Raw genomic sequence first — 24,304 nt, 5'->3', positions numbered from 1 at the left:
TGCGTTTCCTCCCGCCGCCGGCGCGGGGCGCGGCGACCTCAATTCTTTCGGGGTGTGATGAGGGGCGCCGCGACGAGGCCGCAGCGCCGGGGTCAGCAGACGAGCGTCAGGTGCCGAGGCTCAGTTGCCGAGCGTCTTGGCGGCGTTGTCCACGTAGGTGGTGGTGTAAGTCTTGGACAGGTCGATGGCCTTGCCCTGCACGTTCTTGGAGAAGGCCTGCAGCACCTTCAGCACCGTCTCGGGACCACCGGCGGGCATGCGGCCGTCCGGCGTGAACTGCGCCTTACCCTCGGCCAGACCCTGAATGTAGAGGTCCTTGTCGCCGACGTAATAGTCCTTCGGCATCTTCTCCGCGATCTCCGCCGCCGAGTGGCTGGCGATGAAGCGCATGGTGCGCACGAAGGCGTTGGCGAGCTTCTGCGCCTCGGCGGGATGGCTCTCCAGCCAGCTCGCCTGCACGTAGAAGGAGGCGGCCGGATAGAGGCCGCCGAGGGCCGCCACCGTCTTCTCCGGCGTGCGCATGTCGATGAGGATCTTGGCAACGCCCATCTTCACCAGCTGGCCGATGGTCGGCTCGGTGGTCATGCCGGACTGGATCTGGTCCTGCTTCATGGCGGCGATGAAGGTGTTGCCCGCGCCCACCGGCAGCAGGGAATAGTCGCCCGGCTTCAGCCCGCCCTTGAAGGCGAGATAGCGGGTGAGGAAGTCCGTGGAGGAGCCGAGGCCGGTCACGCCCAGCGTGTGGCCCTTGAAGTCGGCCGGAGACTTGATCTGGTCGGCATATTTGGTCGCGACCATCTGCACTTCGCCGGGCGCCTGGCTGAACTGCACCACGGAGGTGATGAACTTGCCCTTGGCCTGAAGATCGATGGTGTGGTCGTAGAAGCCCACCACGCCCTGCACGGCGCCGGCGAGCAGTTCGTTTTCCGCCTCGACACCGGCGCGGGAGTTGATGAGCTCCACCTCGAGCCCTTCATCCTTGAAGTAGCCGAGCGCATTGGTGAGGGCGGCGGGCAGGTAGATCTGCTTTTCCATGCCACCGACGATGATGGTCAGCTTCTCGGCATGGGCGGCAACCGGGCCGAGCAGGCCGGCGGCGATGACGGCCGCGCCGGCGAGCGCCTTCAGGCGGCCGCGCGCAAGGGTGCGAGCAGAGGATTTCAGCATGTGATGCCCTTCCCGTGAGGGCGCCCTGCGCCCGCGTTTCCTGGTGGTGGACCTGCGGCGCTTATGAGATGGCCGGCTTCTCCACGCCAACACGGATAAACCCTTTCAGCTTTCAGTCGGCTTTCATTCCGGAAAGGAATGCCCAAGGAATTGGAATGCCCTTTCGTCAGCTTGCCGGTCGTGTCATGAGCAGCGAGGCTGTCAGGATCGGGCTGGAGAAACGCATCATGTCGCTGCCGTCGCGCGTCGTTGCCTCGCTCAAGGCGTCCATCGGCGATGTGGTGTTCGGCATGGAGGACGGCACCGTCTCCATCTTCGGCCTCGTCTTCGGCGTGGCCATGAGCACCAACGATCCCCGCGCGGTGCTGATCGCTGGCGCCACTGGTGCGGCGGCAGCAGCCGTCTCCATGATGGCGGGCAGCTATCTCGATGCGGAATCGGTGCGTGACGCCCGCCGCGCCCGGCGCAACGGGCCGGTGGATGCGACGGAGGCTGCGGCGCAGGTGGAGACCGTCGCGGCGGCCCTCACACGCGGCGGCATGGCGGCGGCGGACGTGGCGCAGGTGGCGGAAGCACTGAAGCGTGCGCCGCGCGCCACCCTCGGCCTGCGCTCCGAACTCGACGAGGCGGACGATGGCGCCAGCCCGACCTCGCATGCCTTCTGGATGTTCGTCTCGGACCTGTTCGCCGGTTTCACCCCGGTGCTGCCCTTCGCCTTCCTGCCTATGGATCAGGCGCGGATCGTCTCGCTGCTGCTGACGACGGCGCTGCTGGTGGCGCTGGGTGTCGGGCGCGGCATCGTGGGCAAGCGCTCCATCGTGCGCGCCACGGCGGAGACGCTGACCATCGCCGCTTCCGCTGCGGCAGCTGGTGTGCTGGTGGGGCGGTTGCTCTCGTAAGGCTCAGGCGGCGGCCGCGTCGCGGCCTCGACTCGTCCGCGGGCGGTTTCAGCGCCTTTGAACGTCCGCCATGCGCGCCTCGAACCGCGCCACCAGCCCGGACGGCATCCACTCCTTCACGACGCCGCCCTTCCCGAGCAGTCCCATCTCGATCAGAAGAGACCCGAAGCTTCGCCGGCCGGGCTCGTTCACCATCGGGCCACCCGACTCCTGCCAGGTCATCCGAAGTGTCGGCTCGCCCGCCTCTTCGTCGATCGTCCACGACAGGTCGACCTTGCCGCCGGGTACGGACAGCGCCCCATGTTTGGCCGCGTTCGTCGCCAGCTCGTGAAGGAGCAGGGAGAGCGAGAGCGTGGTCTTCGGACCGAGTTCGATGTCGGGGCCGGATGTCGCGATGCGGCCGTCGTCCCCATGAAGTTCGAGCATCGGTCGCACGACGCTCATCATGGAGGCGGCCATCCAGTCCTGCTGGAGCAACTGGTCGTGCGCGATGCCCATGGCCGCGATCCGCCGGCAGAGGGCCTCGACGGCATCGCGCTCCTGCACGCCCCGGAGCGTCTGGGTCGCAATGGCCTGAACCATGGCCAGCGTATTCTTCATCCGGTGCGTGATCTCGGCATTCAGGACGGCCTGCTGCTTCTGCGCTTCGTCACGCTCGCGCAGGGCCTGCCGGAGCTCCAGCTGCCGCATGACCTGACGGGCGAGCACCTTGAGGGTGTCCTGCTGAAGCTGGGAAAGCTGCCGGGGCCGGTAATCCAAGACGCACAGGGTGCCGATGGCATGGCCTTCGGTGGTCTTCAGCAACGCGCCTGCATAGAAGCGCAGGTTCGGCTCCCCCGTGACCAGGGGATTGCAGGCAAAGCGCGGGTCCAGGGTCGCGTCAGGAACGAGAAGAAACTCTTGTTCCAGGATCGCCTTGGCGCAGAACGAGCTGTCCAGGGGCGTCTCGCGGACCCCCAGGCCGACCTCGGCCTTGAAGAACTGACGATGGTCGGAGATGAAGTTCACGACGGCGATCGGCGTTTCGCAGATGCGCGAGGTCAATTCGGCGATTTCGTCGAAATCCCGCTCCCTCGGGCTGTCCAGCATGTTGAAGCTGGCTAGCGCCTTGAGCCGCTCACTCTCCCTCAACGCGGTATTCAAAGGCGTATCCCGAGCTTGCCGACAGGTTGATCCTCAATGGCATTTTCTCGCAGGGGAGCATAGCGCTTTTCACCCAAGTCCCCGAATGCGCGGGACGGGGCAGGGGCCAGCGACAGGCACGCGACAGGTACGCGAGAGGCCGCGACCTGGTGTCCCTCGCGTGTGAAGCGGCGGCGTCTGGCATCGAACTTGTTTGCGCCCTGGCGGAGCCAAGGGAGGAAGCCCGATGCAGCAAAAGCCGGACGCCGACGATTATCTCGCGCTCTTCGGGCGCTACAAGGCGGACTTCGGGGATGTCTACATGGACCCGGAGGACGAGCGCTTCCGCCTGCTGTTCGACCAGATCTGCCGCATGCTGACCCAGCCCTCGCCGTTCAATCTGGCCCTACCGGAGCAGTTCCGCGCCACGGCCTTCCGCTATCTGGAGGGCGATCCGCACACGGTGGCGCATATGACCACCATCGAGAACCGCCATTTCATGCTGAGCGACCTGTTCGACTACGTCCACCTCGTCAACACCATGGGCGGCCGCTGGGACCAGCGCGGGCGCTGAAGCCGACAAGGATCGGAGACCGGCCCGGAAGCGCAGGGCGCGCTTCCGGGCCGGAAGCCGCTACTTCACGGTCTCGATCTCGCCCACCCGCCAGCTCTTGTCGAAGAAGGACGGCAGCGGGCTGTAGAGACGCAGGATGGTGAACCAGCCCTTGCCGGGCATGGTCTGGATCCAGTTGGCGCGCGCGACGCCCTGGGGCTGGGTCGGCCCGAACCAGATGGTGGTCGTGCCGTCCGCCGCCGCCTCGGCCGCTGGGGAGGGATAGCCCTGGCTGCCGGCGCGGGGATAGTTCTGGGGCGTCTGCAGCATCGAGCGGGTCTGGTTGTCGTAGAGCGTGAGCGACCAGAAGGCCGCCGCCGGGATGTGCGGCGGCAGCACCACCTTGTAGGTCTTCGCGCCGTCGAAGGGATTCCCCTCGGGATCGAGGAAGCTCATCAGATACTGCGAGCCGATGCCCGGTACGCGCATGATCATGCCGGGGGAATCAAGCGTGTAGCCGTAATAGAAGGCCGTGCGGGAATCGAGCGTCCGCGCGCCGGTCGGCGGCAGGGGCTTGAATACGCCCGCCTCGAAGACGGGCGGGGGCGTCTCGAAGAAGGCGCCGCCCTGCCACAGCATGCTGCCCCATCTGGAGTCCTTGTAATAGGCCCAGTCCGGGTGCTTCATCGCATAGCGCCAGTTGAGTGCCCGCCCGGTCGCCTGCCCGAAGGCCGCCGCGTCCGACAGGATTTTCTTCATCCGCCCATCGGGATTGAACGGCTTGCCGTGGACGATGCCGATGGCGGCGAGCTGGCCGGCCAGCTCCACGTCGTAGCTGGTCGCCGGCTGCATCTGGACGTTCTCGTTGATCAGCTCGAAGAAGCCGATGTCGCTGGGCGGGATCGTGTTGAACGACAGGCCGCTGCCCTCGATGAACCTGGTCTCGAGGATCTTGGGCTCGGGGGCGATGCGGACCTTCCCGTCCAGCGCCTGCGCGAGGCTCGAGCCGTAGGCGCCCGGCTGGTAGGGATAGACCTTCATGGTCTTCCTGATGTTCTCGATCGCGGGCTTGGGATCGTTGTCCTTCAGATAGGCCCGCGCCGCATAGAGCGCGAAGTTGGTCTTGGAGCGCCCGATGAAATAGCCGCCTTCCGGCAGGGGCCCATCATAGTCCGGCCCGACGATCAGGTACTTGCCGCCGAGCCCGCGATCCGGCCCCGGCCCGCCGATGTCGATGATCCACGAGAACCACATGTCGTTGATGGTGCCCACCGCGTCGGAGGGCTGCTCGACCACGACCGGGCCTTTGCTCAGGTCAAGTCCGGTCAGGTAGTAGACCGTGTCGGCGTTGGCCGTCAGGAACAGCGAATGGGAATCCATCAGCTTGGAGAAGATGACCACATCGCCGGGCTTGGCGCCGATGGTCTCGAAGCCCTTGACGATGGCGAGCGCCGAGGCGCCGCGAAAGCTGTTGTTGTAGGCGGCGAGCGCCTGATTGAAATCGAGGATGTCGTAGGTCTTCTCGGCCGTCTCGGCCGTCGGCACGCCGTCCTTGAAGGTCAGCGGCCCGAAGCCCGTGCTGATCGAGGCCGGCGCGCCGAGCTGCTCGACGACCTTGGCCGGCACCTCGGCCTGCGCCACCGCCGAGACAAGCAGCGCACCCGCTACCAGAGCACCCGCCACGGCCGAGGTGCGAAGCGAAGGTGGAAGGCTGTAATTGAACGGTCTGAGTTCCACGATCGGCTCCTCCCAATGCAGAGCCGCGGACATTAGTGGTCAAGGCAGTGCTTGAACATCTCCTGCCCGAGCAGCATGGCGCGTGCCGCAAAGGACGGCTGCCGGGGCCATCCGGGAGCCTGGATCAATCCTGCGGCACGGTAAGAATCTGGCCGGCGATGAAGGTTTCCGCGCGGCGCCATGCTTCGTCATTGTCGCCCCGGAAGGTGTAGAGCTTCTGGAACACCACGCGCCCCGCCTTCACCGAGACCACCTCCACCTTGGCCATCTGCACCAGCGTGCTCATCTTGTGGATGCCGCCGACCACGAGCAGGTCGGCGCCGGCCTGCTTCGCCGCCTCGGCCAGCTCCGGCACCGCGCCGGCCGTGAGCGTACAGGGGGCGGGATCGCAGTCCGGCGTCACCACGCGCAGGCGCCCGCCGGCGGCCAGGTCGGTGGCGAGGGCTGCCATGAAGGCCTTCAGTCGCGCCTGATGCTCGGCGGTCTGGTCGCGCGGCTCGCCGGATGAATCGCTGTAGGTGAAATCGATGATCGCCACGCCGCGTGCCTCCCCGCCAGCGGCGGCGCCGCTCGCGAGTGTGCCGAGAACGGCGAGGGCGGGCAGGAGCGGGAAGGGGCGCAGCGCCATGGTCGTTTCTCCGGTCTGATGGCCTGAGCGTGCCGCCGACGCCGCCCTCCGGCCAGAGACGGGTTCACGCCGGGGGCCGGGAAGATTTCCCGACGTGCGGCGGCGATCTTCCGCCGGCGCGCCCACGTCCCTAAGGTCCTGACCGGCATCGTGGCCGCCCGGTGCCCGCCTGCGAGTGAACCGATGACCCGTTCCCGGCTCGACCTCAAGCTCCGGCTGACCCTCCAGATCGCCGCGCTGATGGCGCTGTGCCTAGTCGGGGCGGTGGGCTGGCTGCTCCTTGATGGCGTGCGTGCGGGCGAGGTGCAGGTGGCCCGCATCGCCGATCTGATGGCCCGCGATCTCGCGTTCCAGCGCCAGCAGATGCAGTGGGTGCGCGGCGCGCCCGGCGTGTTTCCCGATCTCCAGCGCCTTGCGCCGGCCTTGATGGCGCCCGGCCTGTGCATCGCCTTCCGCCCTGCCGGCGCCGAGGGCTTGCAGCGCCTGTGCAGCGGTGCCGAGCCGGACGACGGGCGCACGCCGGAGCTGTTTCAGCGCCTTTATGACGGCTTGTTCGGAGCGCGGGGCACGGCTGAGCGCATGGTGGCGGTGGGCGGGGCGGCGGAAGGCGTTGTCACCGTCACCCTCGCCCCGGAAACGCAGGCGGGGCGGGCGTGGCGCGAGGTAAGCCGCCTCGCCGTATTGGTCGCGGCCATGCTGCTGGTGCTGTGCGCGCTGGTCTATCTCGCCTTGGCGCGGGCGCTCAGGCCCACCCGCATCATCGGCGAGGGGCTGGATCGCCTGACGCGCGGCGACCTCTCCGCCCGTATGCCGGCCTTCGATCTCGCCGAGCTGTCGGCGGTGGGGCAGGTGTTCAATGCGCTGGCGGCGAGGCTTCAGGCGGCGCTTGACGAGAGCCGCAACCTCACCCGCCGGCTGATCGCGGTGCAGGACGAGGAGCGGCGGGCGCTCGCACGCGAGCTGCACGACGAATTCGGCCAGAGCCTCGCCGCCATCGGCGCGGTGGCGGCCCTCGCCGGCCAGACGGCGGCGCGCGATTGCCCAGCCCTCGTTCCGGAATGTCAGAGCATCGGCCGCACCGCCCAATCCATGATGCATGCCCTGCGTGGCGCGCTGCTGCGCCTGCGGCCACCGGAGGTGGAGGAACTCGGCCTCGTCGCCAGCCTTGAGGGGCTAGTTTCAGGCTGGAACGGCCGGCTCGGCGCCATGACCCGCTTCAGCCTCGATGTCTCCGGCCGCCTCGACCCGCTGGAGCCGGCCTTCGCCGCCGGCCTCTACCGCATCGCGCAGGAGGCCATCACCAATGCCGCGAAGCACGCCGGTGCCTCCAACGTGCGGCTGCTCCTTGCGCGTGAGACGGGTCCGGCGGGCGATGTCGTCACGCTCACCGTGGAGGACGACGGCCGGGGCGCGCCGGCACCGGCGGCGGACGGGTTCGGCCTGCTCGGCATGCGCGAGCGCGTGGCAGCCATGGGGGGCGAACTTTCCATCGGGACCGCGCCCGCCGGTGGCCTGCTGCTGCGCGCGCGGCTCCCGCTCCCGGCCGGGGAGGCAGCATCATGACCCAACGCATCATGCTGGTGGACGACCACGCTGTGGTGCGTGAAGGCTACCGCGCCCTTCTGGATCGCCAGCCCGGCCTCGCCGTGGTGGCGGAGGCGGGGGAGGGGGCCGAGGCCTACCGGCTGTTCAAGCAGGCGCGGCCCGATCTGGTGGTGATGGACTTGTCTCTGCCCGGCTTCGGCGGCGTGGAGGCCATCCGGCGCATCCGGCAATGGGAGGGGACGGCGCGCATCCTCGTCTTCACCATGCACCAGAATGCCGCCTTCGCGGTGCAGGCCATCCGCGCCGGGGCGCTGGGCTACGTGACGAAGAGCAGCCCGCCCGAGGTGCTGATCGGCGCGGTGCGCGACGTGCTCGCCGGCCGCATGGCGCTGAGCCCGGACGTTGACCACGAGCTCGCGCTTTCCCGCCTCAAGGAGACCCCATCTGTCGCCGAGGTGCTGAGCCCGCGCGAGTTCGAGGTGCTGCGGCTGCTCCTCGCCGACAAGGGCACGGACGACATCGCCGAGACCTTGAACCTCAGCCCCAAGACGGTGGCCAACATCCGCTCCCAGATCCGCGCCAAGCTCGGCGTCCAGTCGGATATCGCACTGGCGCTCCTGGCCCTTCGGCAGGGGATTTCGGCCTGACGGTCAGGCGGCAGCGACCGCCACGGCCTCGATCTCGAACCGCCATTCGGGGCGGGCAAGCGCTGCGGCGATGATCAGGGTCGAGGCCGGCTTGTGGCCCTTGAGCAGCTCCGTGCGCAGCGCCCCGTAGCCGGCATAGTCGGCGGGATCGGTGAGATAGGCCGTGACCTTGGCGAGGTCGCCGAGCCCCATGCCGGCCGCCGCAAGCACGGCCTCCAGATTGGCGAAGGCGGCGCGCACCTGCCCCTCGAAATCCGCCGGCACTTGCCCGGAGGCATCGATACCCACCTGTCCCGAAATGTAGAGCGTGCGCACCGGGCCGCTTGCCAGCACGGCGGGGCTGTAGGGCAGAGCTGCGTCGGCGGGGGTGGCGAGCACGGGGGAGAGAGCGGGCATTCAGGCCTCCGGAGGGCGGGCGAGGGCGAGGATCGCGCGGGTGAGCGGATCGTCGCCATCGGCCAGGGGATCGAGTAGGGTGAAATGGTTGCGGCGCGCCGGCTCCATGCGCTGCACGGCGCCACCGCGCGCGCCCCACAGCTCGGCGAAATCGCGGCTCCAGCGCTTGAAGCCGTCCGTCTCCTCGCCCCCGACGGCGGCCAAGAGCGGCATCAGTCGCGCGCCGGGTGGAAGGTCGCCCAGACGCAGCAGCGGGCTCATCGCCGCCGCTTCCGGGGCCGAGAGGCGGAGGTCGGCATTGATGGAGGTGTGCCGCAGGGGGCGCAGGTCATACACGCCGGACAGTCCGGCGAGGGCGCAGATGAGGCCGTTGCCCCGTTCCGCCTGATCGAGCGCCAGCATGGCAGCGAGCTGCCCGCCCGCCGAATGGCCGGCCATCAGGATGCGGGAGGGGGCAAGGTTCTCCACCACCCAGCGCAACGCGAGCCGCATCTCGTCCACGATGTCGGCGACGCGCACGCCCGGCGCGAGGTCATAGCCCGGCGCCACCAGCGTCACCCCTGAGGCCAGGCAGGGGCCGGCGATGAAGGAGACATCGGATTTGTCCAGCGCCCGCCAGTAGCCGCCATGGATGAAGAACAGCACCGGCGCCCCTTCGCCCGCCGGGAAGACATCCAGCAGGCAGCGCGGCCCCGGCCCGTAACGCTGGTCGAGCCGCCAGCCGCCGGTGGCGCGCAGCGCGGCGCCGAGGCGGCGATGGCCGTCATAGACGCTCTCGCGCTCGGGATGCCGACGGCGCAGGGCGTATTCGGCTTCGAGCGCGGGATCGATGAGGGTATGCGGCATGGGATTTCCGAAAACTCACAGGCCGAGATAGGCGGCGCGCACGCCGTCGTCATGGAGCAGGTCGGCGCCTGCGCCGTCGCGCACGACGGCCCCCTCGGCGAGGACATAGCCGTGGGCGGCGCTGCGCAGAGCCATGCTCGCATTCTGCTCGGCGATGAGGAGGGACATGCCCTCGGCATTCAGGCGGCGGATGGTGGCGAAAATCTCCTGCACCACTTTTGGGGCGAGGCCCATGGAGGGCTCGTCCAACAGCAGGAGGCGCGGGCGGCCCATGAGGGCGCGGCCGATGGCGAGCATCTGCTGCTCGCCGCCGGAGAGCAGTCCCGCCGCCTGCCGCCGCCGCTCGGCGAGGCGCGGGAAGAGCGCGAACACCATGTCGCGGTCACTGGCGACGCCCTGCGCCCGGCGCGGCCACAGCCGGCGGAAGGCGCCCATCTCCAGATTCTCCTCCACCGTCATGGGCGCGAATACCCGGCGCCCCTCCGGCACCAGCGCCAGCCCGCGCGACAGCCGGGCCGAGGTGGAGAGGTTGGTGATGTCCGCCCCGTCGAAGAAAATGCGCCCCGCCGTGGGGCGGATGAGGCCGGCGAGGGTGCGCAGCAGGGTGGTCTTGCCCGCGCCGTTGGCGCCGATGAGGCAGACGGACTGGCCGTGCGCCACCTTCAGGGAAACCGCGTGCAGAATTTCGGTGCCGCCATAGCCGGCGACGAGGCCTTCCACCTCAAGCATCGGCCGCCTCCTCACCGAGATAGGCGGAGAGCACCTCCGGGTGGCGACGGACGTCTTCCGCCGTGCCCTCGGCGATGCGCCGGCCGTTGTTGAGCACCAGAATGTCGTGGGAGAGCGACATGACCATGCGCATGTTGTGCTCCACCAGCAGCACGGTCATGCCGTCGCGGTTCAGGTCGCGGATAGTCTCGGCCATCTTGTCCGCCTCGGCGTGGGGCAGGCCGGCGGCGGGCTCGTCCAGCAGCAGCAAGCGCGGCTCGGAGGCGAGGGCGCGCGCCAGCTCCAGCACCTTCATCTGCCCGAAGGCCAGTGACCCCGCCGGCGCATGGGCCTTGGCGGCGAGGCCGAAGCGCTCCAGCAGGGCCATGGCGGCGGCCTCCATCGCCCGCTCCTCAGCGCCCACGGACGGGAGGTGGAGGAGGCCGGACAGGGTGGTGGTGCGGCCGCGCAGATGGCGGCCCACCATCACGTTTTCCAGCACGCTCATCTCGCGGAAGATCTGCAGGTTCTGGAAGGTGCGGGCGATGCCCCGGCGGGCGCGCGCGTGGGTCGGCAGGCGGTCGATGCGCGCGCCGTCGAACTTGATAGTGCCGTCGGTGGGGCGGGTGACGCCGGCGATCATGTTGAACAGCGTGGACTTGCCGGCGCCGTTGGGGCCGATCACCGCCTTGATCTCCCCGGCCTTCACGCGGAAGGAGAGGTCGTCCACGGCGGTGACGCCGGCGAAGCGGCAGGTGAGGTTTTCCACCTCCAGAAGATCGTCGGTCCTGCGCGGCGTGTTCATGCCCGCCTCCTGCGCACAAGGCCGGTCAGTGCCGCGGGGATGCCTGCGAGGCCGCGCGGGAAGAGGATCAGCACCACCAGAAGGCCGAGGCCGAACAGCATCAGCTCGGCATCCTCATAATCGAGCAGGATCTGCGGCACGGCGGTGTAGATCAGCGCGCCCAGCATCGGCCCGTAGAAGGTGCCCGCCCCGCCGATGGCGACCATCACGAGGAGCATGATGGAGGGCGCGATGCCGAAGGTCTCCGGCGAGGCATACTGGTTGATGTGGACATAGAGGCTGCCGGCGATGCCGGCCATGCCAGCGCTGAGCACGAACACGGCGAGCTTGGTCCGGAAGCTGTCGATGCCCAGCGATTGCGCGCCCAGCTCGTTGGTCGCCACCGCGCGAATGCTGCGGCCGATGCGCGAGGCGAGAAGATTGGAGATGGCGAGCATCACGAAGAAGGCCACTGCCCACGCCAGCGGGAAGGCCTTCGCCTCGGTGTCCAGCGCATGGCCGAAGATCGAGAAAGGCTCGACTCCGAGGAGGCCGTTGGGCCCGCCGGTGAACCCCACCAATTGGGTGAAAAAGACGACGAGGATGGCGTTCCACCCCAGCGTCGCCATGGCGAGATAGTGCCCGCGCAGCCGCAACGCCGGAATGCCGATGAGAAGCGCACCAAGGCCGGCGACGACGGCGGCCGCCGGCAGCCCGGCCCAGGGTGGCACGCCGTAGCGCACATTCAGGATGCCGCTCGCATAGGCTCCCAGGCCGAAGAAGCCGGCGTGGGCGAGGGAGATCTGGCCGCCATAGCCCATCAGCAGGTTGAGGGAGGCGATCAGCACCAGATTGATGAGGGCGAGGTTGGCGAGCGAGATCCAGTAGGCATTGGGCACCACGAAGGGCACCGCCGCCAGCGCCAGCCACACCAAGGCGAGGCGGGCATGGCGGGAGAGGCCGCGCTGGGGCAGGCGGCTGTGGGTCATCGGTCCGGTCTTCGCCTCGATGCTCGCCATGGCCTCACACCTTCACGATGTCGGCCCGGCCGAGCAGGCCGGAGGGGCGCACGAACAGGATGAGCAGCAGCACGGCAAATGCGATGGCATCCTTGAAATCGGACGAGATGTAGAAGCTGCCGAACGCCTCCAGGAGCCCCAGCGCCAGCCCACCCACCACGGCGCCCGGCAGGCTGCCGAGCCCGCCCAGCATGGCGGCGCTGAAGCCCTTGAAGCCGAATATGGCGCCCTGGTCGTAGGAAGCGAGGGTGAGGGGCGTGACGATGGCCCCGGCGAGCGCTCCCGCCAGCGCCGCGATGCCGAAGGAGAGCAGCACGGTGCTTCCCACATTCACGCCCACGATGGCCGCCGCCTCCCGGTCCGCCGCCGCCGCGCGCAGCGCCTTGCCGAGGATGGTGCGCTCGAAGAAGGCGTGCATCACCACAAGGAAGGCGAGGGTGATGGCGATGATCCACAGCGTCTGGCTCTGGATGCTCACCCCGCCGAAGGAGAGCGCGGTGTTGCCGGAGAAGCCGGCATAGCCCACCGGCTTCTTGCCCAGCACCAACATCACGAGGCTGCGGCTGACGATGGAGAGTCCGATGGTGACGAGGGTGATGACGAGGGCATCCGGCCGCTTCAGGGGCTGCACCGTGAGGCGCTCGGAGAGGAGCCCCACCACGCCCACCAGCACCACCGCCGCCACCACCGCGAGACCCACGCTGGAAAAGGTGCCGATGAGGAGGGCTGTGACCATGCCGCCCATCACCACCCATTCGCCCTGCGCGAAATTCATCGCGCCCGTGCTCTTGAAGACCACGTTGAAGCCGAGCGCCACCAGCGCATAGACGGCGCCCGTGCCGATGCCGGATGACAGGACCTGGAGGAGGGCGGTTGTGGTCTGCATGGCTGTGAAGGGCGGCCTTTGGCAGCTCTCTGGGTGAATATCCCTCCGGGGAGGGGATGAAAGTCCCGGCCGCCGCGCTCCGGAAGGATCAGGGCTTCCCCCCGATGGGCGCGGACGGCCGGGACAGGTCCGGGTCAGGCACAAGGCCCGCCCGTTTCCTCGGAACGAGACGTCCGAGGGATCAGAAACTGCGCATGCGGTTGGTCTCGAACAGGGGCACCATCACCCCGAGTTCCGCGAGGCGGGCACGGGCGTTGCCGGCGAACGTCGCGAGCGCATCCTCCTCCGCCCCGCGCGGCGCGCCGCCGAGGCCGGCCTCGGCGGTGATCGCGTCGGCTTCCGCCTCGGCCGCGGCGTGCTCCGGTGCGAGCCAGGGGCAGTGATAGCCCTTCAGCACCACGTCCCGCACATAGTCTGACAGCTCGGTGGCGATGGTCTCGCGTGCCTCCTTGCTCCAGCCCTCCGCCTTCGCGGCGAGATAGAGCCAGCCGAAGGCGGCGTGGCGCTCCTTGTCGGCGATGACATGGTCGAGCACGGACTGCACGGCTGGGTTGGTCGCCGCCGCGCGCCAGGCCTTGGCCAGTTCCAGTTCCAGCCCATCCTCGAAGGCGGCGTGGGCCGCCACATAGGCGTCGAGCAACTGGCTCGCATCCATCACCCGGCGATGCAGGTGGCGATTGAACACCGCCTCATAGGCCTTGGCGGCGGGGCGGGCGAGGCGACCGCCGAAGCCCTCCGCGATCCGGTCGTAGCACTCGACGTGCCACGCCTCTTCGGTGTTGCGAGTGGTGAGATAGAATTTCGGGTCGATCTCCCGGCCCACCTCCATGCAGAAGCGAACGATGAGGGCCGGCGTCTCGGTCAGGCCGGTAGCCTCGGTCCAGACCCGCCGGCTCCAGGTGCGGCGGGCGGCGGCGCGCACCGCGTCCGGATAGCTCTCCGGCTTGAGCGCGCTCCAGTCCACGTCGCGGTGCGGGTTCCAGCGGCCGGCCTTGCCCGTGTCGTAGAGGGCGCGGATGTCCGGCAGCGTAACGTTCATCTCGAGCGGAAAGCGCCGCTCGACCAGCAGCCGCACCGGCGGCAGGGAGGGCTCGGCCCGCGTGGCGTGGAGCGGCATGTCAGATGGTCCCGAGCTTGGAATGCGTGAACGGGGGCAGCTCGATGCCCAGCGCCCGCATCTGCTCGCGGATGCGCTGCACGGTGGCGATGAACACCGGCTTCTCCACCTCTTCCACGGTGGAGCCGAGGCCCGCCTCGTAGGTGATGCGATCGGCTTCCACCTCGGCGTTGGAGGCCGGGTTCTCCGGCGCCAGCCACGCGCTGTGGTAGCCGTTCAGCTCCACCTTCTCCATCATGGTGATGACGGCATCCTCGATCATCTTCTTCTGCTCTGGGGTGAGCTGCTCGCAGATGGCTTCGAGGAAGTACCAGCCGAAGGCGCAGTGCCGGCTCTCGTCGCGCATGATGTAGCGCACGATCTGCTTGGCGACGGGATCATGGGTGACGTCGTTCAGGTGCTTGAACACGTCGAAGGCGATCTCTTCGGCCGTGCAGACGAGGGCGGCGATGATGCCCTCCAGCGGCACGTCCGCATTGAGCGCGGCGCGGCGCACGCCGTGGGTGGAGACCGAACCCTCGAACAGCTGCTGCACCGGCTTCTCGATATAGCCGCCGAGCTTCTCCGCCATGGCGTGGCACGCCTCGGCGTGGCGCGCCTCCTCCTGCGAGCGGATGGTAAAGAAGAGCTGCATGTCGGAGGGGCGGTTCTCCACCCCGAAACGCACCTGCAGCGCCGGGCTTTCGGAGATGGCGCCGTACTCGCTCCACGCCCGCCGGCTCCAGTAGAGCCGGGCGGCGTAGCGCTGCTCATCGGTGTACTTGGACGGATCGAGCTGGTCCCAGTCCACGTCGGTCTTGGGGTCCCACTGGTTCCGCGTCGCCGCGTGGAACAGCTCGCGGATGCGCGGCAGGTCCGAATTGAAGGTCAGCGGAAAGCGGTCCTCCGGGGCGTCCAGCAGCGTCTGGACCACCTCGAACGCCTGCTCGGCGGACATGTCTCGCGAAAGGGCCATGGCTGTTTCCTCCCGTTGATGGTTCCCGTCAGGCGTAGTCGGCGAGGTTGAAGCGGCCGTCCCGCCAGTTGACCAGCACGATGTCCTGCTTCGAGAGCCCCGAATGGCGCTCCGCCGAGAAGGTGAAGACGCCGGAGATGCCGGGGAAATCCTTGATCTGCTCCATGCCCTGGGTGAGCTTGGAGACATCGCCCCCCACCTTTTTCAGCGCCTCGCGGGCGAGCAGCGCCGCGTCGTAGGATTCCGCCGCATAGATGCTGGCGGGGCGCTTGAAGCGGGCCTCATAGGCCTTCATCAGCTTGAGGATGCCGGCCTTGAGCGGGTCGCTGTCCGGCAGTTGGTCGCCCACGGGCAGCTTGAGGCTGGCGAGGAGCAGGGTGTTGGCGGCGTCGCCGGCGAGCTTCATGTAGTCTGCCGAGACGAAGCCGTAGCTGTGGATCAGCGTCTTCTTATCGAGGCCCAATTGCTGCGCCTGCTTGAGGAAGACGACACCGGCGGGCGTCACCGTCCAGCAGATGATGGCCTCGGCGCCGGCATCGCGGATGCGGGTCAGCTGGGGCATCATGTCGGTGTCGGAGGGGGCGAAGGATTCATACATCACATCGAGGCCGCGCTTCGGCCCGACGATCTTCATCTGCCCCACCGCGCCCTGGCCGAAGCCCGACGTATCGGCGATGAGCGCCACCTTCTTGATCTTCTTCTTGTCGAGATAGTCGGCGATGCGCTCCAGCACGTCGCCATCGTCTACCGTGCTCTTGAACACATACTGGCGCTCCGCCACCGGCGTGACGATGGCGAGCGCGCCCTCCGACGAGATGAAGGGCACCTTGGCGGCATTGGTGATGGGCGCCATGGCGAGCGCGATGCCGCTCATGTTGCCGCCGCTCAGGATCACTTCCACCTTGTCCTGGCTGATGAGCCGGCGCGTGGCAGTGATGCCTTTCTGGGTCTGGCTCTCGGCGTCGTAATAGGTCCACTCGATCTTGCGGCCGCCCATGCCGCCGGCGGCATTGAACTCGTCCACCGCGAGTTCGAGGCCCGCTTTCATGTCCTCGCCGAGGAAGGCCGCCGGGCCGGTCACGGAGAGGATGGAGCCCACGCGCAGCGGCTCGGCGGCGCGGGCGGCGCTGCTCCAGAGGCCTGCCACGGTCCCGGTGCCGGTGGCCGTGAGGGCGGCGGCGGGCACCATCTTCAGGAAGCTGCGTCGTCCGAACTGCACTTCTGGCCTCCTCTGGAAGGGCGCTTTTTCGCGCCTTGTTCACGGTGCCCCGGACGCCATGCCCGGAGCGGAAACGGCGGCGGGCGCGGCGGTCAGTCGTCGTGGACGCCGCTGCGGTCCATCTCGGCCGGCGGCGCGCCGTCGCGCGAAAGGGGAACGCTGAGCGAATAGCGCACGAGATCGGCGCGGTGCACCGTGTGGCCGGACAGGGCAAGGCGGCCCGTGGCGTCGCGATAGCTCAGGGTGCGGATCAGCACCGGTGCGCCCTTGGAGAGGTGCAGATATTCCACCTCCTCCGGCCCGGCGACGCCGGCCTCGATGGTGAAGTCACCCGCCTTGAGATCGACGCTCTGCCACAGGCGGTGGAGCGGCGAGCCATGCACCGCCTCTTCCGTCCAGTCGGCGGTGAGGTCGGCCGGCAGATAGCGATAGTCGATGGCGAGCGGCACGCGCGCCGCGGCCCGCAGGCGCTTGATGAACAGGACCGGCGCGCCGACTTCGGTCTCGAGGCTCGCGGCGATGGTCTCGTCGGCCGCGATGCGCTCGAAGGCGAGCACGGTGGCCTGCATGGGCATGCCGGTAGCGGCCCACTGGTTCAGGAAGTCCATGCCCGGATTGAAGCGCTCTTCCAGCTTGCGCACGGAGACGAACGTGCCGAGGCCGCGGCTGCGGGTGAGCAGGCCCTCCTGCACCAGTTCCGCCACCGCCTGCCGCGCGGTGTCCCGGCTGACCGAGAACATGGCGCAGAGCTGCTCATCCGAAAAGAAGCGCCGGTCGCCCTGGTCCCACTTGAGGATCAGGCCGATGAGCCGCTGCTTGATCTGGGCGTAGAGCGGCAAAGGGGAGGCGCGATCGAGGGGCGGGAAAGGCCCTTCGGCGTCCAGTGCGGCAACGCTGGTCAACGTCTCGGACATGGGGCGTAACCCTGGCGCGAACATTGGCGCTGGAACCCGTCCGAAGCGTACTTCAGGCCGGCTTTATATGAATGTAGGATCAAGCATACATTTCACGCAACAGCTTTCTTCGCGCATGCTGGCGGAGCGCGCGCCGAAGCGCACACGACCAAGCCTCGCGTTGCCGCGTCTGGCGTGAAGACTAAGGCGTTTGGGGAGCAGGAGTGCCTGAATGGTACAGGTGGGTGGGCTCGAACCACCGACCTCCGGTTCCACAGACCGGCGCTCTAACCAACTGAGCTACACCTGCACGGCTCCGGCGCACCGGGGCGCCGAAGAGAGGGCGGAACCTACGCGGGGTGCTCCGCAATTTCAAGGGGGCGAAAGCCGCTGGCCACAGCGGCATTGCGCGCAGGGTGAAACCGTGCGCCGGTGCGGGCTTGCGCCGGGTTTGCCGCGGCACAGGCCCGCTGCTGGTCGTCAATTGGCGCGGGACGGGGCGTCTTCGTCCTGCACCAGCTCCTCCACCTTGGTCATGATGGAGACCCAGGTGCGATGCGCCTCCACCTTGCCGCCCATCTCGAAGCTCTCGGCCATGCGGTGGGCGAAGGCGACGCCCTCCGGGCCGTATTGCTCGGCGATGATGAAGGCGGTGCGCCAGACATCTTCCTCGGTCACCATGGGTCTCGTCCTTCCGTCGCCCGGGGGCAGCAAGCGCGAAGCGGAATTGTCACAAATCCAACACCAGCAGGTCGCCTTTGGCACGCGAGACGCAGGCCAGGAACCAGCCCTGTTCCTTCTCCTCGGGCTTGAGGCGCTTGTCGCGGTGGTCCACCTCGCCCTCCAGCACCTTCACCTTGCAGGTGCCGCAGGCGCCCTGCTCGCAGGAGGTGGGGATCTTCACGCCGGCTTCTTCCATGGCGGTGGAGACGGAGCGGTCGCCGGGGATCTTGATGACCTTGCCGGTGGAGGCGATCTTAACGTCGAACACCTTGTCCAGCAGCGGGGGCGGCGCCTTGCCGGTGAAGCGCTCCACATGGATGCGGTTGACGCCGAAGCCCTTCTGCTGCGCGCTGGCGATGATGGGGTCGAGCCACCAGTCCACGCCGCACAGGAAGAGGTGCGTGTCGTCCGGCCGGTCCGCGAGCAGGTTCGCGGGGTTGAGGCGCGGCTCGAGGGCCTCGAAATAGAAGCTCGTATTGGCGGCGAAGGCGGACGCCTCGATGGGGGACTTGAACGCGCCCGGCGAGCCGCCCGCGAAGAGGTAGTGGAACTCGAAGGGGATGTTCTTCGCCTTGAGATGATCGGCGATGGACAGGATGGGCGTCGCGCCGATGCCGCGGGCGAAGAGCAGCGCACGCTTGGTGTCGCGCGGCACGGCGAAGCGGTTGCGCGGGGTGCCGACGGCGAGTCGATCGCCCTCGTTCACCTGCTGGAACAGCGCCTTGGAGCCACCGCGGCTGTTGGCGTCCTTCCACACGCCGATCACGTAGCGATGGCGCTCGCTCTCGCTGTTGATGAGCGAATACTGCCGCACGAGGCCGCCGGGGATGCTCACATCCACATGGGAGCCGGCGGTGAAGGCGGGCAACTCGCCGCCCTCGGCGGGGATCAGTTCGAAAGAGGCCATGTTTTCGGCCTCGATCGTCTTCTTGGCCACGATCACCGGGCTCAGGGCATCGTCCGACATCGCATCCTCCAAACCATCCGCACAGGAACGCTGAGGGAGGAGGTGCAAACGGGAGGCCAATTTCGCTGCGGTGCGGGAGATGGTGTCCGCGTGGGGCGGTTCAGGCGAGCCGCGCGAGTGCCTCCGCGGCGAGCTTGCGGGTGAGGTCCGCGGCCGGCAGGCGCGGGCTCAGGGCGGCGGACTGGCCGCACCAGAGGTTGGTGAAATCGTCCCGGCCCTCGGCCTCGGCCTTGGCGCGCAGCGGGGCGAGGGCGCCGCCGGAGGTGGGGAAGGCCGACGCCTCCGGCGCGATGGGGCCGACCTCGCGCATGACGCGGTTCATGATGCCGCGCGCCGGGCGGCCGGTGAAGATGTTGGTGAGCGCAGTGCTTTCGTCGGTCGCCGCTTCAAGCGCGGCGCGGTGGACGGCGGGCACCTTCGCTTCCGGCGAGAACAGGAAGGCGGTGCCGATCTGCACCGCCGAGGCCCCCAGCGCCAGCGCCGCCACGATGCCCCGCGCATCGGCGATGCCGCCGGCGGCGATCACCGGCACCTTCACCGCATCCGCCACCTGCGGCACGAGGGAGAAGGTGCCCACCTGTCGCGCCACGTCCTGCCAGCTGATGGGGGTCTGAGAATAGTCGCCGCCGAGGAAGAGGGCGCGATGGCCGCCGGCCTCGAAGCCCATGGCGATGATGGCGTCGCAGCCGTGGTCCTCCAGCCAGCGGGCTTCGGCCACCGTGGTGGCGGAGGAGATGATCTTCGCTCCCGTCGCCTTCACCCGGTCCACGAGGTCTGGCGCCGGCAGGCCGAAATGGAAGCTCACCACCTCGGGGCGCACCTCCTCCACCACCGCGCAGAAGGTGGCGTCGAACGGTGCGCGGGAGGGGGAGGGCGTGGTGGCGGCTGGGTCCAGCCCGGCCTCGACATAATAGTCGGCCAGCCGCGCCCGCCAGCGCAGCGCCCGCGCCGGGTCGTCCTGCGGCGGGGTGTGGCAGAAGAAGTTGAGGTTCAGCGGCTTGCCCGGGAGCCCCGCCCGGATCTTCGCCACCGCCGCCTTCAGATCGTCCGGCCCATACATGGCGCAGGGCAGGGAGGCGAGGCCGCCGGCCGAGCCCACGGCAATGGCCAGTTCCGGCGAGCCGGGACCGGCCAGCGGGCCGAGCAGGATGGGATGATCGATGCCGAACAGATCGAGGATGCGCCGATCCGGCCAGCGGGTGGCGGCTTCGTCATCGAGGGTGTCTGTCATGGCGTTGTCTCCCGCGAGGTGGCCGCCATTATCGCGCTTCCACCAATCATTGAAATTGAAACATTCTGATATTATCGTTCACTTCTGATGATGGACTTGCGCGATTTCCGCTTCCTCGAAGCGGTGGCCGAGACCGGCAGCGTCACCCGCGCCGCCGGGCGCCTCGGCTGCGTGCAGTCCAACGTCACCACCCGCCTGCGCAAGCTGGAGGACCGGCTCGGCCAGAAGCTGGTGGAGCGCATCGACGGGCGCATGGTGCCCACGGCGGCGGGCGTGCTGGCGCTGGACTATGGCGCGCGCATCGTGCGTTTGTCGGAGGAGGCGGAGAAGCGGCTGCGCTCTGCCGCAGAGGCCTTTCCACCACTGCGCCTCGGCACCATGGAAACCACCGCCGCCGTCCGCCTGCCGCCGCTGCTGAAGGCGGTGCGGGCGAAGCTGCCGGACCTGCGCCTGTCCATCACCACCGGCACCAGCGGCGAGCTGGTTGCGGCCCTCGGGCGGGGCGACATCGATCTCGCCTTGGTGGCCGAGGAGGCGGCGGAAGCGCGCTTCGCCAGCGTGCCGCTGTTCGAGGAGGAATTGGTGGAGGTGCTGCCCGTCGGCGGCGTTTCGGAGGCGGCGGCCGTCGTGTTCCGGGCGGGCTGCTGCTATCGCGCACGCTTCGCCGAGACGTTCGGCGACTTGCCTGTGCTGGAGCTTGGGACGCTGGACGGCATCATGGGCTGCGTCGCCGCCGGGCTCGGACGCACGCTCCTGCCTGAAGCGGCGGTGGAGCGCTGGCGCCGGGCGGGGGAGGTGGAGACGCGGCCTCTCGACGGCACGCTCGGTCGCGTCCGCACGCTGGCGATGTTCCGGCCGTCGAACGCGTCGCGCCGCTCCATCGACGCGCTCATCGGCCTCGCTGCCGGCTGAAAGGTACCGCCCCGACATCAGCCTCGCGACATCGTGCGAGGGCCCGCGCGAGGCGGGATGTAACGTTTGGCGTCCGGAAGCCGAACATGCCCGTAGAAACCGCAGGCCCACTCCCGGCGTTTAAGCGGGAGGCGGATCGGGCCGCAAGGTTGGGCGAGGAACGATGAACAAACCCTGGAACCCGCACGCGGCAGCGCGTCCATCCCCATCGGACGCCAGCGAGACGGGCACGCGGGATGCCGCCATCGCTCGCTTTCTCAAGGTGCGGGGACAGACCGAAGCGCTGGCGGGGGATCTCCATCCCGAGGACCAGACCGTGCAATCCATGCCGGATTGCAGCCCCACCAAATGGCACCTCGCCCATGTCTCGTGGTTCTTCGAGACCTTCCTGCTGGTGCCGCACCTGCCGGGCTACGAAGTCGCCAACGCGGACTTCGCCTTCCTGTTCAATTCCTATTACGAGGCCGCCGGCCCCCGCCACGCCCGCTTCGCGCGCGGGCTCATCACCCGCCCCACGGTGGCCGAGGTGGCCGACTATCGCCGGCATGTCACCCACGCCATGACCGACCTTCTGGCCTATGCCGACGAGGAGGCGTATGCCCGCCTCGCGCCCCTGGTTGAGATCGGCATCAACCACGAGCAGCAGCATCAGGAGCTGATCCTGATGGACATCCTGAACCTGTTCGCCGCCAATCCCCTGCGCCCCGCCTATCGGCCGGGTCGCCCGGCGATGACGGCCGAGGCCCGGCCGCTCGCCTTCATCGACTATCCCGGCGGCATCTTCGAGATCGGCCATGCGGGGGAGGGCTTTTCCTACGACAATGAGGGCCCGCGCCACGAGGTGCTGCTGCGCCCCTTCCGCCTTGCCTCCCGCGCCGTGACCAACGGCGAGTGGCTCGCCTTCATCGCGGACGGCGGCTATCGCCGGCCGGACCTATGGCTGGCGGACGGCTGGGCGCGGGTGAAGGCAGGAGAGTATGAGGCGCCGCTCTATTGGGAAAGCCACGACGGGGACTGGCAGGCCTTTACGCTCAATGGCCTGAACCCGCTCGATCCCGCCGCGCCGGTGGTGCATGTGAGCTATTACGAGGCCGACGCCTTCGCCCGCTGGGCCGGCAAGCGCCTGCCAACGGAAGCGGAGTGGGAAGTGGCCGCGCGCGGACTTCCCGTAGCCGGCAACTTCCTCGACAGCGGCGCGTTGCGCCCGCTTCCCGCCGCGACCGATGATCTGCCCGCGCAGATGTTTGGCGATGTGTGGGAATGGACGCAGAGCCCCTATGTCGCGTATCCCGGCTACCGCCCCGCGCCCGGCGCGCTCGGCGAATACAACGGCAAGTTCATGTCGTCGCAGATGGTGCTGCGCGGCGGCTGCTGCGCCACGCCCGAGGGCCATGCCCGGGCCACCTACCGCAATTTCTTCTATCCCCACCAGCGCTGGGCCTTCGCCGGCCTGCGCCTTGCCGAGGATGCCTGATGCGCGCTTCGACCCTTCTCCGTGCCGAGCAGAGCCACGAGACGCCCGAGAGCGCGGCCTTCCGCGCCGACGTGATCGAGGGACTGTCCGCCAGCCCCAAGCAGCTTTCGCCCAAGTATTTCTATGACGAGGCCGGCTCGCGCCTGTTCGATCTCATCTGTCGTCTGCCCGAATACTATCCCACCCGCACCGAACTCGGTGTGCTCAAGGCCCATGCGGGCGACATCGCCGCCATCGCCGGGCCGGGCGCCAGCCTTGTGGAGTTCGGCTCGGGATCGAGCGTCAAGGTGCGCCTCCTGCTCGATGCGCTGGAGCGGCCGGCCGCCTATGTGCCCATCGACATTTCCGGCCCGCACATGCGCGCCGCCGTCGCCGCTCTGGCACGGGACTATCCCACCGTGGCCATGACGCCGGTGGAAGGCGACTTCACCCGGCCGCTGGCGCTGCCCCACCTCGGCGAGGGCGGGCGGCGCGTCGGCTTCTTTCCCGGCTCGACCATCGGCAATTTCACCCCGAGCGAGGCGGGCGTGTTCCTGACCCATGCGCGGCAGTCGCTGGGGGAGGGGGCGGCGCTGGTGCTCGGCTTCGACCTGCCGAAGGAGCGGGCGGTGCTGGAAGCCGCCTATGACGACCATCAGGGCGTCACCGCCGCCTTCAACCTCAATCTGCTGACGCGCATCAACCGCGAGCTGGGCGCCGATTTCGACCTCGCTGCCTTCCACCACCGCGCCTTGTTCAATGAAGCGGAGAGCCGGATCGAGATGCATCTGGAGAGCCGTGCGGCGCAGACGGTGCGGCTCGACGACGCGCGCTTCACCTTCGTCCCGGGCGAGACCATCCACACGGAGAATTCCTACAAATACGCCGCGCCGCGTTTGATGGGCATGGCGCAGGCGGCCGGATGGCGGCAGGGGGCGCTCTGGACCGATCCGCGCGGCTGGTTCGCCGTGGCGGTGCTGGAAGCGGTCTGAGCCGGGAAACAAACCGCCGCCGGCCTCGTTAGTCCTCCACCATGGCACGCTTCTGGGAAACCCAACTCCTCCGCCCCATCTGGCTCCACGACGGCTCGTGGATGGCGACGCTCGGCGATTGCGGCCGCGTGCTGCTCCAGCGCTTCTCAGAAGGCGAGCAAGGCCCGGAGCTGGACAGCGCCCTCAAGGCACTGATCGGCGCCGCCGAGGCGGGACGGCCGGAGGACGTGGCCTTCGCCGAGCAGCAGGTGCGGCGTTTCTTCGAGGTCCGCGCGCTGCTGTGAGGACATTCGCAAATGCGGCCATCATGTGACCGCGATCGGCGGTTATCCCATGCCCATGATCTGCGCCGAATGCGACCGCTGCCACCGCCGTTCCATCCTCTCCTCACGGTCCGAGGATGGGCGGCTTGAGGACACCAGCGAAATCCGGGGAAACACCTTGCGCTGCGACCTGTGCGGCAGCCGGCGCGTGCGCCTTGTGCGCGTGGCCTCGCCGTTCGAGGCGGTGGCCTTCATCAACGGGCGACTCGCCGCGGATCGATCCGGCGGCTGATCGAAGCGATTTAAGAGAGCGTCATGCCCGATTGCGCGCTGCCCATGCCGTAGCCACGGCTGGACGAGCCGAAGGCGTGCAGGGAGCCGCTGGAATAGAGGGCGCCGTTCTGGATGCTCCGGCCGTCGGCATCGAGGGCATAGACCCCGACCCAGGTGCAATGGTCGCCTTCATCATCCGCGATGGAGAAGGCAAGGTCGCGATCGAAACAGATCGTTTCGCTCTGCAGGAGGAGGTTCCCCTCCTCGTTTACCATCGCCATGACCAGATAGGCGTTGGGGGTGCCGCTGGATGTCATTCTCGTCCCTTTCCGCCCCCGGATCGGTCCGTCCGTAGTACAGAATTGGTAA

General features: G+C 68.5%; 27 protein-coding genes and 1 tRNA gene. 9 read left to right on the top strand and 19 right to left on the bottom strand.

The window, feature by feature from the left end:
• Positions 1-120: 120 nt before the first annotated feature.
• The gene (locus tag EJ105_RS09190) at positions 121-1,167 is read right to left on the bottom strand and encodes an ABC transporter substrate-binding protein (protein WP_250166075.1); all 1,047 of its coding nucleotides are present in this window, start codon (positions 1,165-1,167) and stop codon (positions 121-123) included.
• Positions 1,168-1,394: 227 nt separating this feature from the next.
• Between EJ105_RS09190 and EJ105_RS09185 the strand changes: the two genes are divergently transcribed.
• Positions 1,395-2,066, top strand: a complete 672-nt coding sequence (locus EJ105_RS09185; protein ID WP_029558239.1) for a VIT1/CCC1 transporter family protein — start codon at positions 1,395-1,397, stop codon at positions 2,064-2,066.
• A 48-nt stretch (positions 2,067-2,114) separates the two neighbouring features.
• Here the strand turns inward: EJ105_RS09185 and EJ105_RS09180 are convergent, their stop codons facing one another.
• Positions 2,115-3,209 (bottom strand): HWE histidine kinase domain-containing protein, encoded by a 1,095-nt coding sequence (locus EJ105_RS09180; RefSeq protein ID WP_250166074.1) that lies wholly within the window; start codon positions 3,207-3,209, stop codon positions 2,115-2,117.
• A gap of 226 nt (positions 3,210-3,435) precedes the next feature.
• On the opposite strand from EJ105_RS09180, the gene EJ105_RS09175 reads away from it, so the two are divergent.
• Positions 3,436-3,762, top strand: coding sequence for a hypothetical protein (locus EJ105_RS09175; RefSeq protein WP_250166073.1), 327 nt, complete (start codon positions 3,436-3,438; stop codon positions 3,760-3,762).
• Positions 3,763-3,822: 60 nt separating this feature from the next.
• Here the strand turns inward: EJ105_RS09175 and EJ105_RS09170 are convergent, their stop codons facing one another.
• Both EJ105_RS09170 and EJ105_RS09165 read right to left on the bottom strand, forming a co-directional pair.
• A complete protein-coding gene (locus EJ105_RS09170) occupies positions 3,823-5,478 on the bottom strand; it encodes a DUF1254 domain-containing protein (protein ID WP_250166072.1) in 1,656 nt (551 codons plus the stop codon).
• Positions 5,479-5,602: 124 nt separating this feature from the next.
• Positions 5,603-6,106 carry a DUF2380 domain-containing protein gene (locus EJ105_RS09165; RefSeq protein WP_250166071.1) on the bottom strand — a complete coding sequence of 168 codons (504 nt, stop codon included), beginning with the start codon at positions 6,104-6,106 and terminating at the stop codon, positions 5,603-5,605.
• Positions 6,107-6,289: 183 nt separating this feature from the next.
• Here EJ105_RS09165 and EJ105_RS09160 point away from each other — a divergent pair, with 183 nt between their 5' ends.
• Positions 6,290-7,669 (top strand): sensor histidine kinase, encoded by a 1,380-nt coding sequence (locus tag EJ105_RS09160; protein WP_250166070.1) that lies wholly within the window; start codon positions 6,290-6,292, stop codon positions 7,667-7,669.
• A complete protein-coding gene (locus tag EJ105_RS09155) occupies positions 7,666-8,298 on the top strand; it encodes a response regulator (RefSeq protein WP_250166069.1) in 633 nt (210 codons plus the stop codon). Before EJ105_RS09160 ends, EJ105_RS09155 begins: the two co-directional genes overlap by 4 nt.
• Positions 8,299-8,301: 3 nt before the next feature.
• Here the strand turns inward: EJ105_RS09155 and EJ105_RS09150 are convergent, their stop codons facing one another.
• From EJ105_RS09150 to EJ105_RS09085, 14 genes are all read right to left on the bottom strand, one after another.
• Positions 8,302-8,694, bottom strand: a complete 393-nt coding sequence (locus EJ105_RS09150) for a RidA family protein (RefSeq protein WP_250166068.1) — start codon at positions 8,692-8,694, stop codon at positions 8,302-8,304.
• Positions 8,695-9,540: an alpha/beta hydrolase gene (locus EJ105_RS09145; protein ID WP_250166067.1), complete on the bottom strand. Its 846-nt coding sequence runs from the start codon at positions 9,538-9,540 to the stop codon at positions 8,695-8,697.
• 15 nt (positions 9,541-9,555) lie between these two features.
• A complete protein-coding gene (locus tag EJ105_RS09140; protein ID WP_250166066.1) occupies positions 9,556-10,269 on the bottom strand; it encodes an ABC transporter ATP-binding protein in 714 nt (237 codons plus the stop codon).
• Positions 10,262-11,053 (bottom strand): ABC transporter ATP-binding protein, encoded by a 792-nt coding sequence (locus tag EJ105_RS09135; RefSeq protein WP_250166065.1) that lies wholly within the window; start codon positions 11,051-11,053, stop codon positions 10,262-10,264. The genes EJ105_RS09140 and EJ105_RS09135 overlap by 8 nt, the downstream gene beginning before the upstream one ends.
• Complete coding sequence (locus EJ105_RS09130) at positions 11,050-12,051, bottom strand: branched-chain amino acid ABC transporter permease (protein ID WP_250166064.1); 1,002 nt, start codon at positions 12,049-12,051, stop codon at positions 11,050-11,052. Before EJ105_RS09130 ends, EJ105_RS09135 begins: the two co-directional genes overlap by 4 nt.
• A 4-nt stretch (positions 12,052-12,055) precedes the next feature.
• A complete protein-coding gene (locus tag EJ105_RS09125) occupies positions 12,056-12,937 on the bottom strand; it encodes a branched-chain amino acid ABC transporter permease (RefSeq protein WP_250166063.1) in 882 nt (293 codons plus the stop codon).
• 181 nt (positions 12,938-13,118) lie between these two features.
• Positions 13,119-14,054 carry a hypothetical protein gene (locus EJ105_RS09120; protein ID WP_250166062.1) on the bottom strand — a complete coding sequence of 312 codons (936 nt, stop codon included), beginning with the start codon at positions 14,052-14,054 and terminating at the stop codon, positions 13,119-13,121.
• A gap of 1 nt (position 14,055) precedes the next feature.
• Complete coding sequence (locus EJ105_RS09115; protein WP_250166061.1) at positions 14,056-15,009, bottom strand: hypothetical protein; 954 nt, start codon at positions 15,007-15,009, stop codon at positions 14,056-14,058.
• 28 nt (positions 15,010-15,037) lie between these two features.
• On the bottom strand, positions 15,038-16,228 hold the full coding sequence (locus tag EJ105_RS09110) for an ABC transporter substrate-binding protein (protein ID WP_250166060.1): 1,191 nt from the start codon (positions 16,226-16,228) through the stop codon (positions 15,038-15,040).
• A gap of 92 nt (positions 16,229-16,320) precedes the next feature.
• Positions 16,321-17,142, bottom strand: a complete 822-nt coding sequence (locus EJ105_RS09105; protein ID WP_081762645.1) for a GntR family transcriptional regulator — start codon at positions 17,140-17,142, stop codon at positions 16,321-16,323.
• Between the two features lie 212 nt (positions 17,143-17,354).
• A tRNA-His gene (locus EJ105_RS09100) sits at positions 17,355-17,431 on the bottom strand.
• 170 nt (positions 17,432-17,601) lie between these two features.
• Entirely contained in the window at positions 17,602-17,802 is a 201-nt protein-coding gene (locus EJ105_RS09095) for a hypothetical protein (RefSeq protein ID WP_024279328.1), read from the bottom strand.
• A 49-nt stretch (positions 17,803-17,851) separates the two neighbouring features.
• Entirely contained in the window at positions 17,852-18,811 is a 960-nt protein-coding gene (locus tag EJ105_RS09090; RefSeq protein WP_250166059.1) for a PDR/VanB family oxidoreductase, read from the bottom strand.
• A 100-nt stretch (positions 18,812-18,911) separates the two neighbouring features.
• The gene (locus EJ105_RS09085) at positions 18,912-20,042 is read right to left on the bottom strand and encodes an NAD(P)H-dependent flavin oxidoreductase (protein ID WP_250166058.1); all 1,131 of its coding nucleotides are present in this window, start codon (positions 20,040-20,042) and stop codon (positions 18,912-18,914) included.
• A gap of 96 nt (positions 20,043-20,138) precedes the next feature.
• Between EJ105_RS09085 and EJ105_RS09080 the strand changes: the two genes are divergently transcribed.
• The 5 genes from EJ105_RS09080 (at position 20,139) to EJ105_RS09060 (ending at position 23,954) form a co-directional block, all read left to right on the top strand.
• Positions 20,139-20,954, top strand: coding sequence for a LysR family transcriptional regulator (locus EJ105_RS09080; RefSeq protein ID WP_250166057.1), 816 nt, complete (start codon positions 20,139-20,141; stop codon positions 20,952-20,954).
• 163 nt (positions 20,955-21,117) lie between these two features.
• Positions 21,118-22,428 carry an ergothioneine biosynthesis protein EgtB gene (egtB, locus tag EJ105_RS09075; protein WP_250166056.1) on the top strand — a complete coding sequence of 437 codons (1,311 nt, stop codon included), beginning with the start codon at positions 21,118-21,120 and terminating at the stop codon, positions 22,426-22,428.
• Positions 22,428-23,399, top strand: a complete 972-nt coding sequence (egtD, locus tag EJ105_RS09070; RefSeq protein ID WP_250166055.1) for an L-histidine N(alpha)-methyltransferase — start codon at positions 22,428-22,430, stop codon at positions 23,397-23,399. The genes egtB and egtD overlap by 1 nt, the downstream gene beginning before the upstream one ends.
• 41 nt (positions 23,400-23,440) lie before the next feature.
• Positions 23,441-23,683, top strand: coding sequence for a hypothetical protein (locus EJ105_RS09065; protein ID WP_024279322.1), 243 nt, complete (start codon positions 23,441-23,443; stop codon positions 23,681-23,683).
• A gap of 49 nt (positions 23,684-23,732) precedes the next feature.
• Positions 23,733-23,954: a hypothetical protein gene (locus tag EJ105_RS09060; protein ID WP_250166054.1), complete on the top strand. Its 222-nt coding sequence runs from the start codon at positions 23,733-23,735 to the stop codon at positions 23,952-23,954.
• 10 nt (positions 23,955-23,964) lie between these two features.
• Here the strand turns inward: EJ105_RS09060 and EJ105_RS09055 are convergent, their stop codons facing one another.
• Positions 23,965-24,252: a hypothetical protein gene (locus EJ105_RS09055; protein ID WP_250166053.1), complete on the bottom strand. Its 288-nt coding sequence runs from the start codon at positions 24,250-24,252 to the stop codon at positions 23,965-23,967.
• Positions 24,253-24,304: the final 52 nt, after the last annotated feature.

The organism is Xanthobacter aminoxidans, assembly GCF_023571765.1.
GTDB classification, from domain to species: Bacteria; Pseudomonadota; Alphaproteobacteria; order Rhizobiales; family Xanthobacteraceae; genus Xanthobacter; species Xanthobacter aminoxidans.
The sequence above is the reverse complement of the archived record's forward strand: the minus strand, read 5'-3'. Positions and strand labels throughout refer to the sequence as shown.

Coding starts and splice junctions, on each gene's coding strand:
- EJ105_RS09125 (WP_250166063.1), bottom strand. CDS start 12,937: ATGCAGACCACAACCGCCCTCCTCCAGGTCCTGTCATCCGGCATCGGC.
- EJ105_RS09055 (WP_250166053.1), bottom strand. CDS start 24,252: ATGACATCCAGCGGCACCCCCAACGCCTATCTGGTCATGGCGATGGTA.
- EJ105_RS09130 (WP_250166064.1), bottom strand. CDS start 12,051: ATGGCGAGCATCGAGGCGAAGACCGGACCGATGACCCACAGCCGCCTG.
- EJ105_RS09135 (WP_250166065.1), bottom strand. CDS start 11,053: ATGAACACGCCGCGCAGGACCGACGATCTTCTGGAGGTGGAAAACCTC.
- EJ105_RS09175 (WP_250166073.1), top strand. CDS start 3,436: ATGCAGCAAAAGCCGGACGCCGACGATTATCTCGCGCTCTTCGGGCGC.
- EJ105_RS09145 (WP_250166067.1), bottom strand. CDS start 9,540: ATGCCGCATACCCTCATCGATCCCGCGCTCGAAGCCGAATACGCCCTG.
- EJ105_RS09090 (WP_250166059.1), bottom strand. CDS start 18,811: ATGTCGGACGATGCCCTGAGCCCGGTGATCGTGGCCAAGAAGACGATC.
- EJ105_RS09160 (WP_250166070.1), top strand. CDS start 6,290: ATGACCCGTTCCCGGCTCGACCTCAAGCTCCGGCTGACCCTCCAGATC.
- EJ105_RS09190 (WP_250166075.1), bottom strand. CDS start 1,167: ATGCTGAAATCCTCTGCTCGCACCCTTGCGCGCGGCCGCCTGAAGGCG.
- EJ105_RS09115 (WP_250166061.1), bottom strand. CDS start 15,009: ATGGCCCTTTCGCGAGACATGTCCGCCGAGCAGGCGTTCGAGGTGGTC.
- EJ105_RS09060 (WP_250166054.1), top strand. CDS start 23,733: ATGCCCATGATCTGCGCCGAATGCGACCGCTGCCACCGCCGTTCCATC.
- EJ105_RS09140 (WP_250166066.1), bottom strand. CDS start 10,269: ATGCTTGAGGTGGAAGGCCTCGTCGCCGGCTATGGCGGCACCGAAATT.
- EJ105_RS09155 (WP_250166069.1), top strand. CDS start 7,666: ATGACCCAACGCATCATGCTGGTGGACGACCACGCTGTGGTGCGTGAA.
- EJ105_RS09165 (WP_250166071.1), bottom strand. CDS start 6,106: ATGGCGCTGCGCCCCTTCCCGCTCCTGCCCGCCCTCGCCGTTCTCGGC.
- EJ105_RS09150 (WP_250166068.1), bottom strand. CDS start 8,694: ATGCCCGCTCTCTCCCCCGTGCTCGCCACCCCCGCCGACGCAGCTCTG.
- egtD (WP_250166055.1), top strand. CDS start 22,428: ATGCGCGCTTCGACCCTTCTCCGTGCCGAGCAGAGCCACGAGACGCCC.
- egtB (WP_250166056.1), top strand. CDS start 21,118: ATGAACAAACCCTGGAACCCGCACGCGGCAGCGCGTCCATCCCCATCG.
- EJ105_RS09105 (WP_081762645.1), bottom strand. CDS start 17,142: ATGTCCGAGACGTTGACCAGCGTTGCCGCACTGGACGCCGAAGGGCCT.
- EJ105_RS09085 (WP_250166058.1), bottom strand. CDS start 20,042: ATGACAGACACCCTCGATGACGAAGCCGCCACCCGCTGGCCGGATCGG.
- EJ105_RS09120 (WP_250166062.1), bottom strand. CDS start 14,054: ATGCCGCTCCACGCCACGCGGGCCGAGCCCTCCCTGCCGCCGGTGCGG.
- EJ105_RS09095 (WP_024279328.1), bottom strand. CDS start 17,802: ATGGTGACCGAGGAAGATGTCTGGCGCACCGCCTTCATCATCGCCGAG.
- EJ105_RS09065 (WP_024279322.1), top strand. CDS start 23,441: ATGGCACGCTTCTGGGAAACCCAACTCCTCCGCCCCATCTGGCTCCAC.
- EJ105_RS09185 (WP_029558239.1), top strand. CDS start 1,395: ATGTCGCTGCCGTCGCGCGTCGTTGCCTCGCTCAAGGCGTCCATCGGC.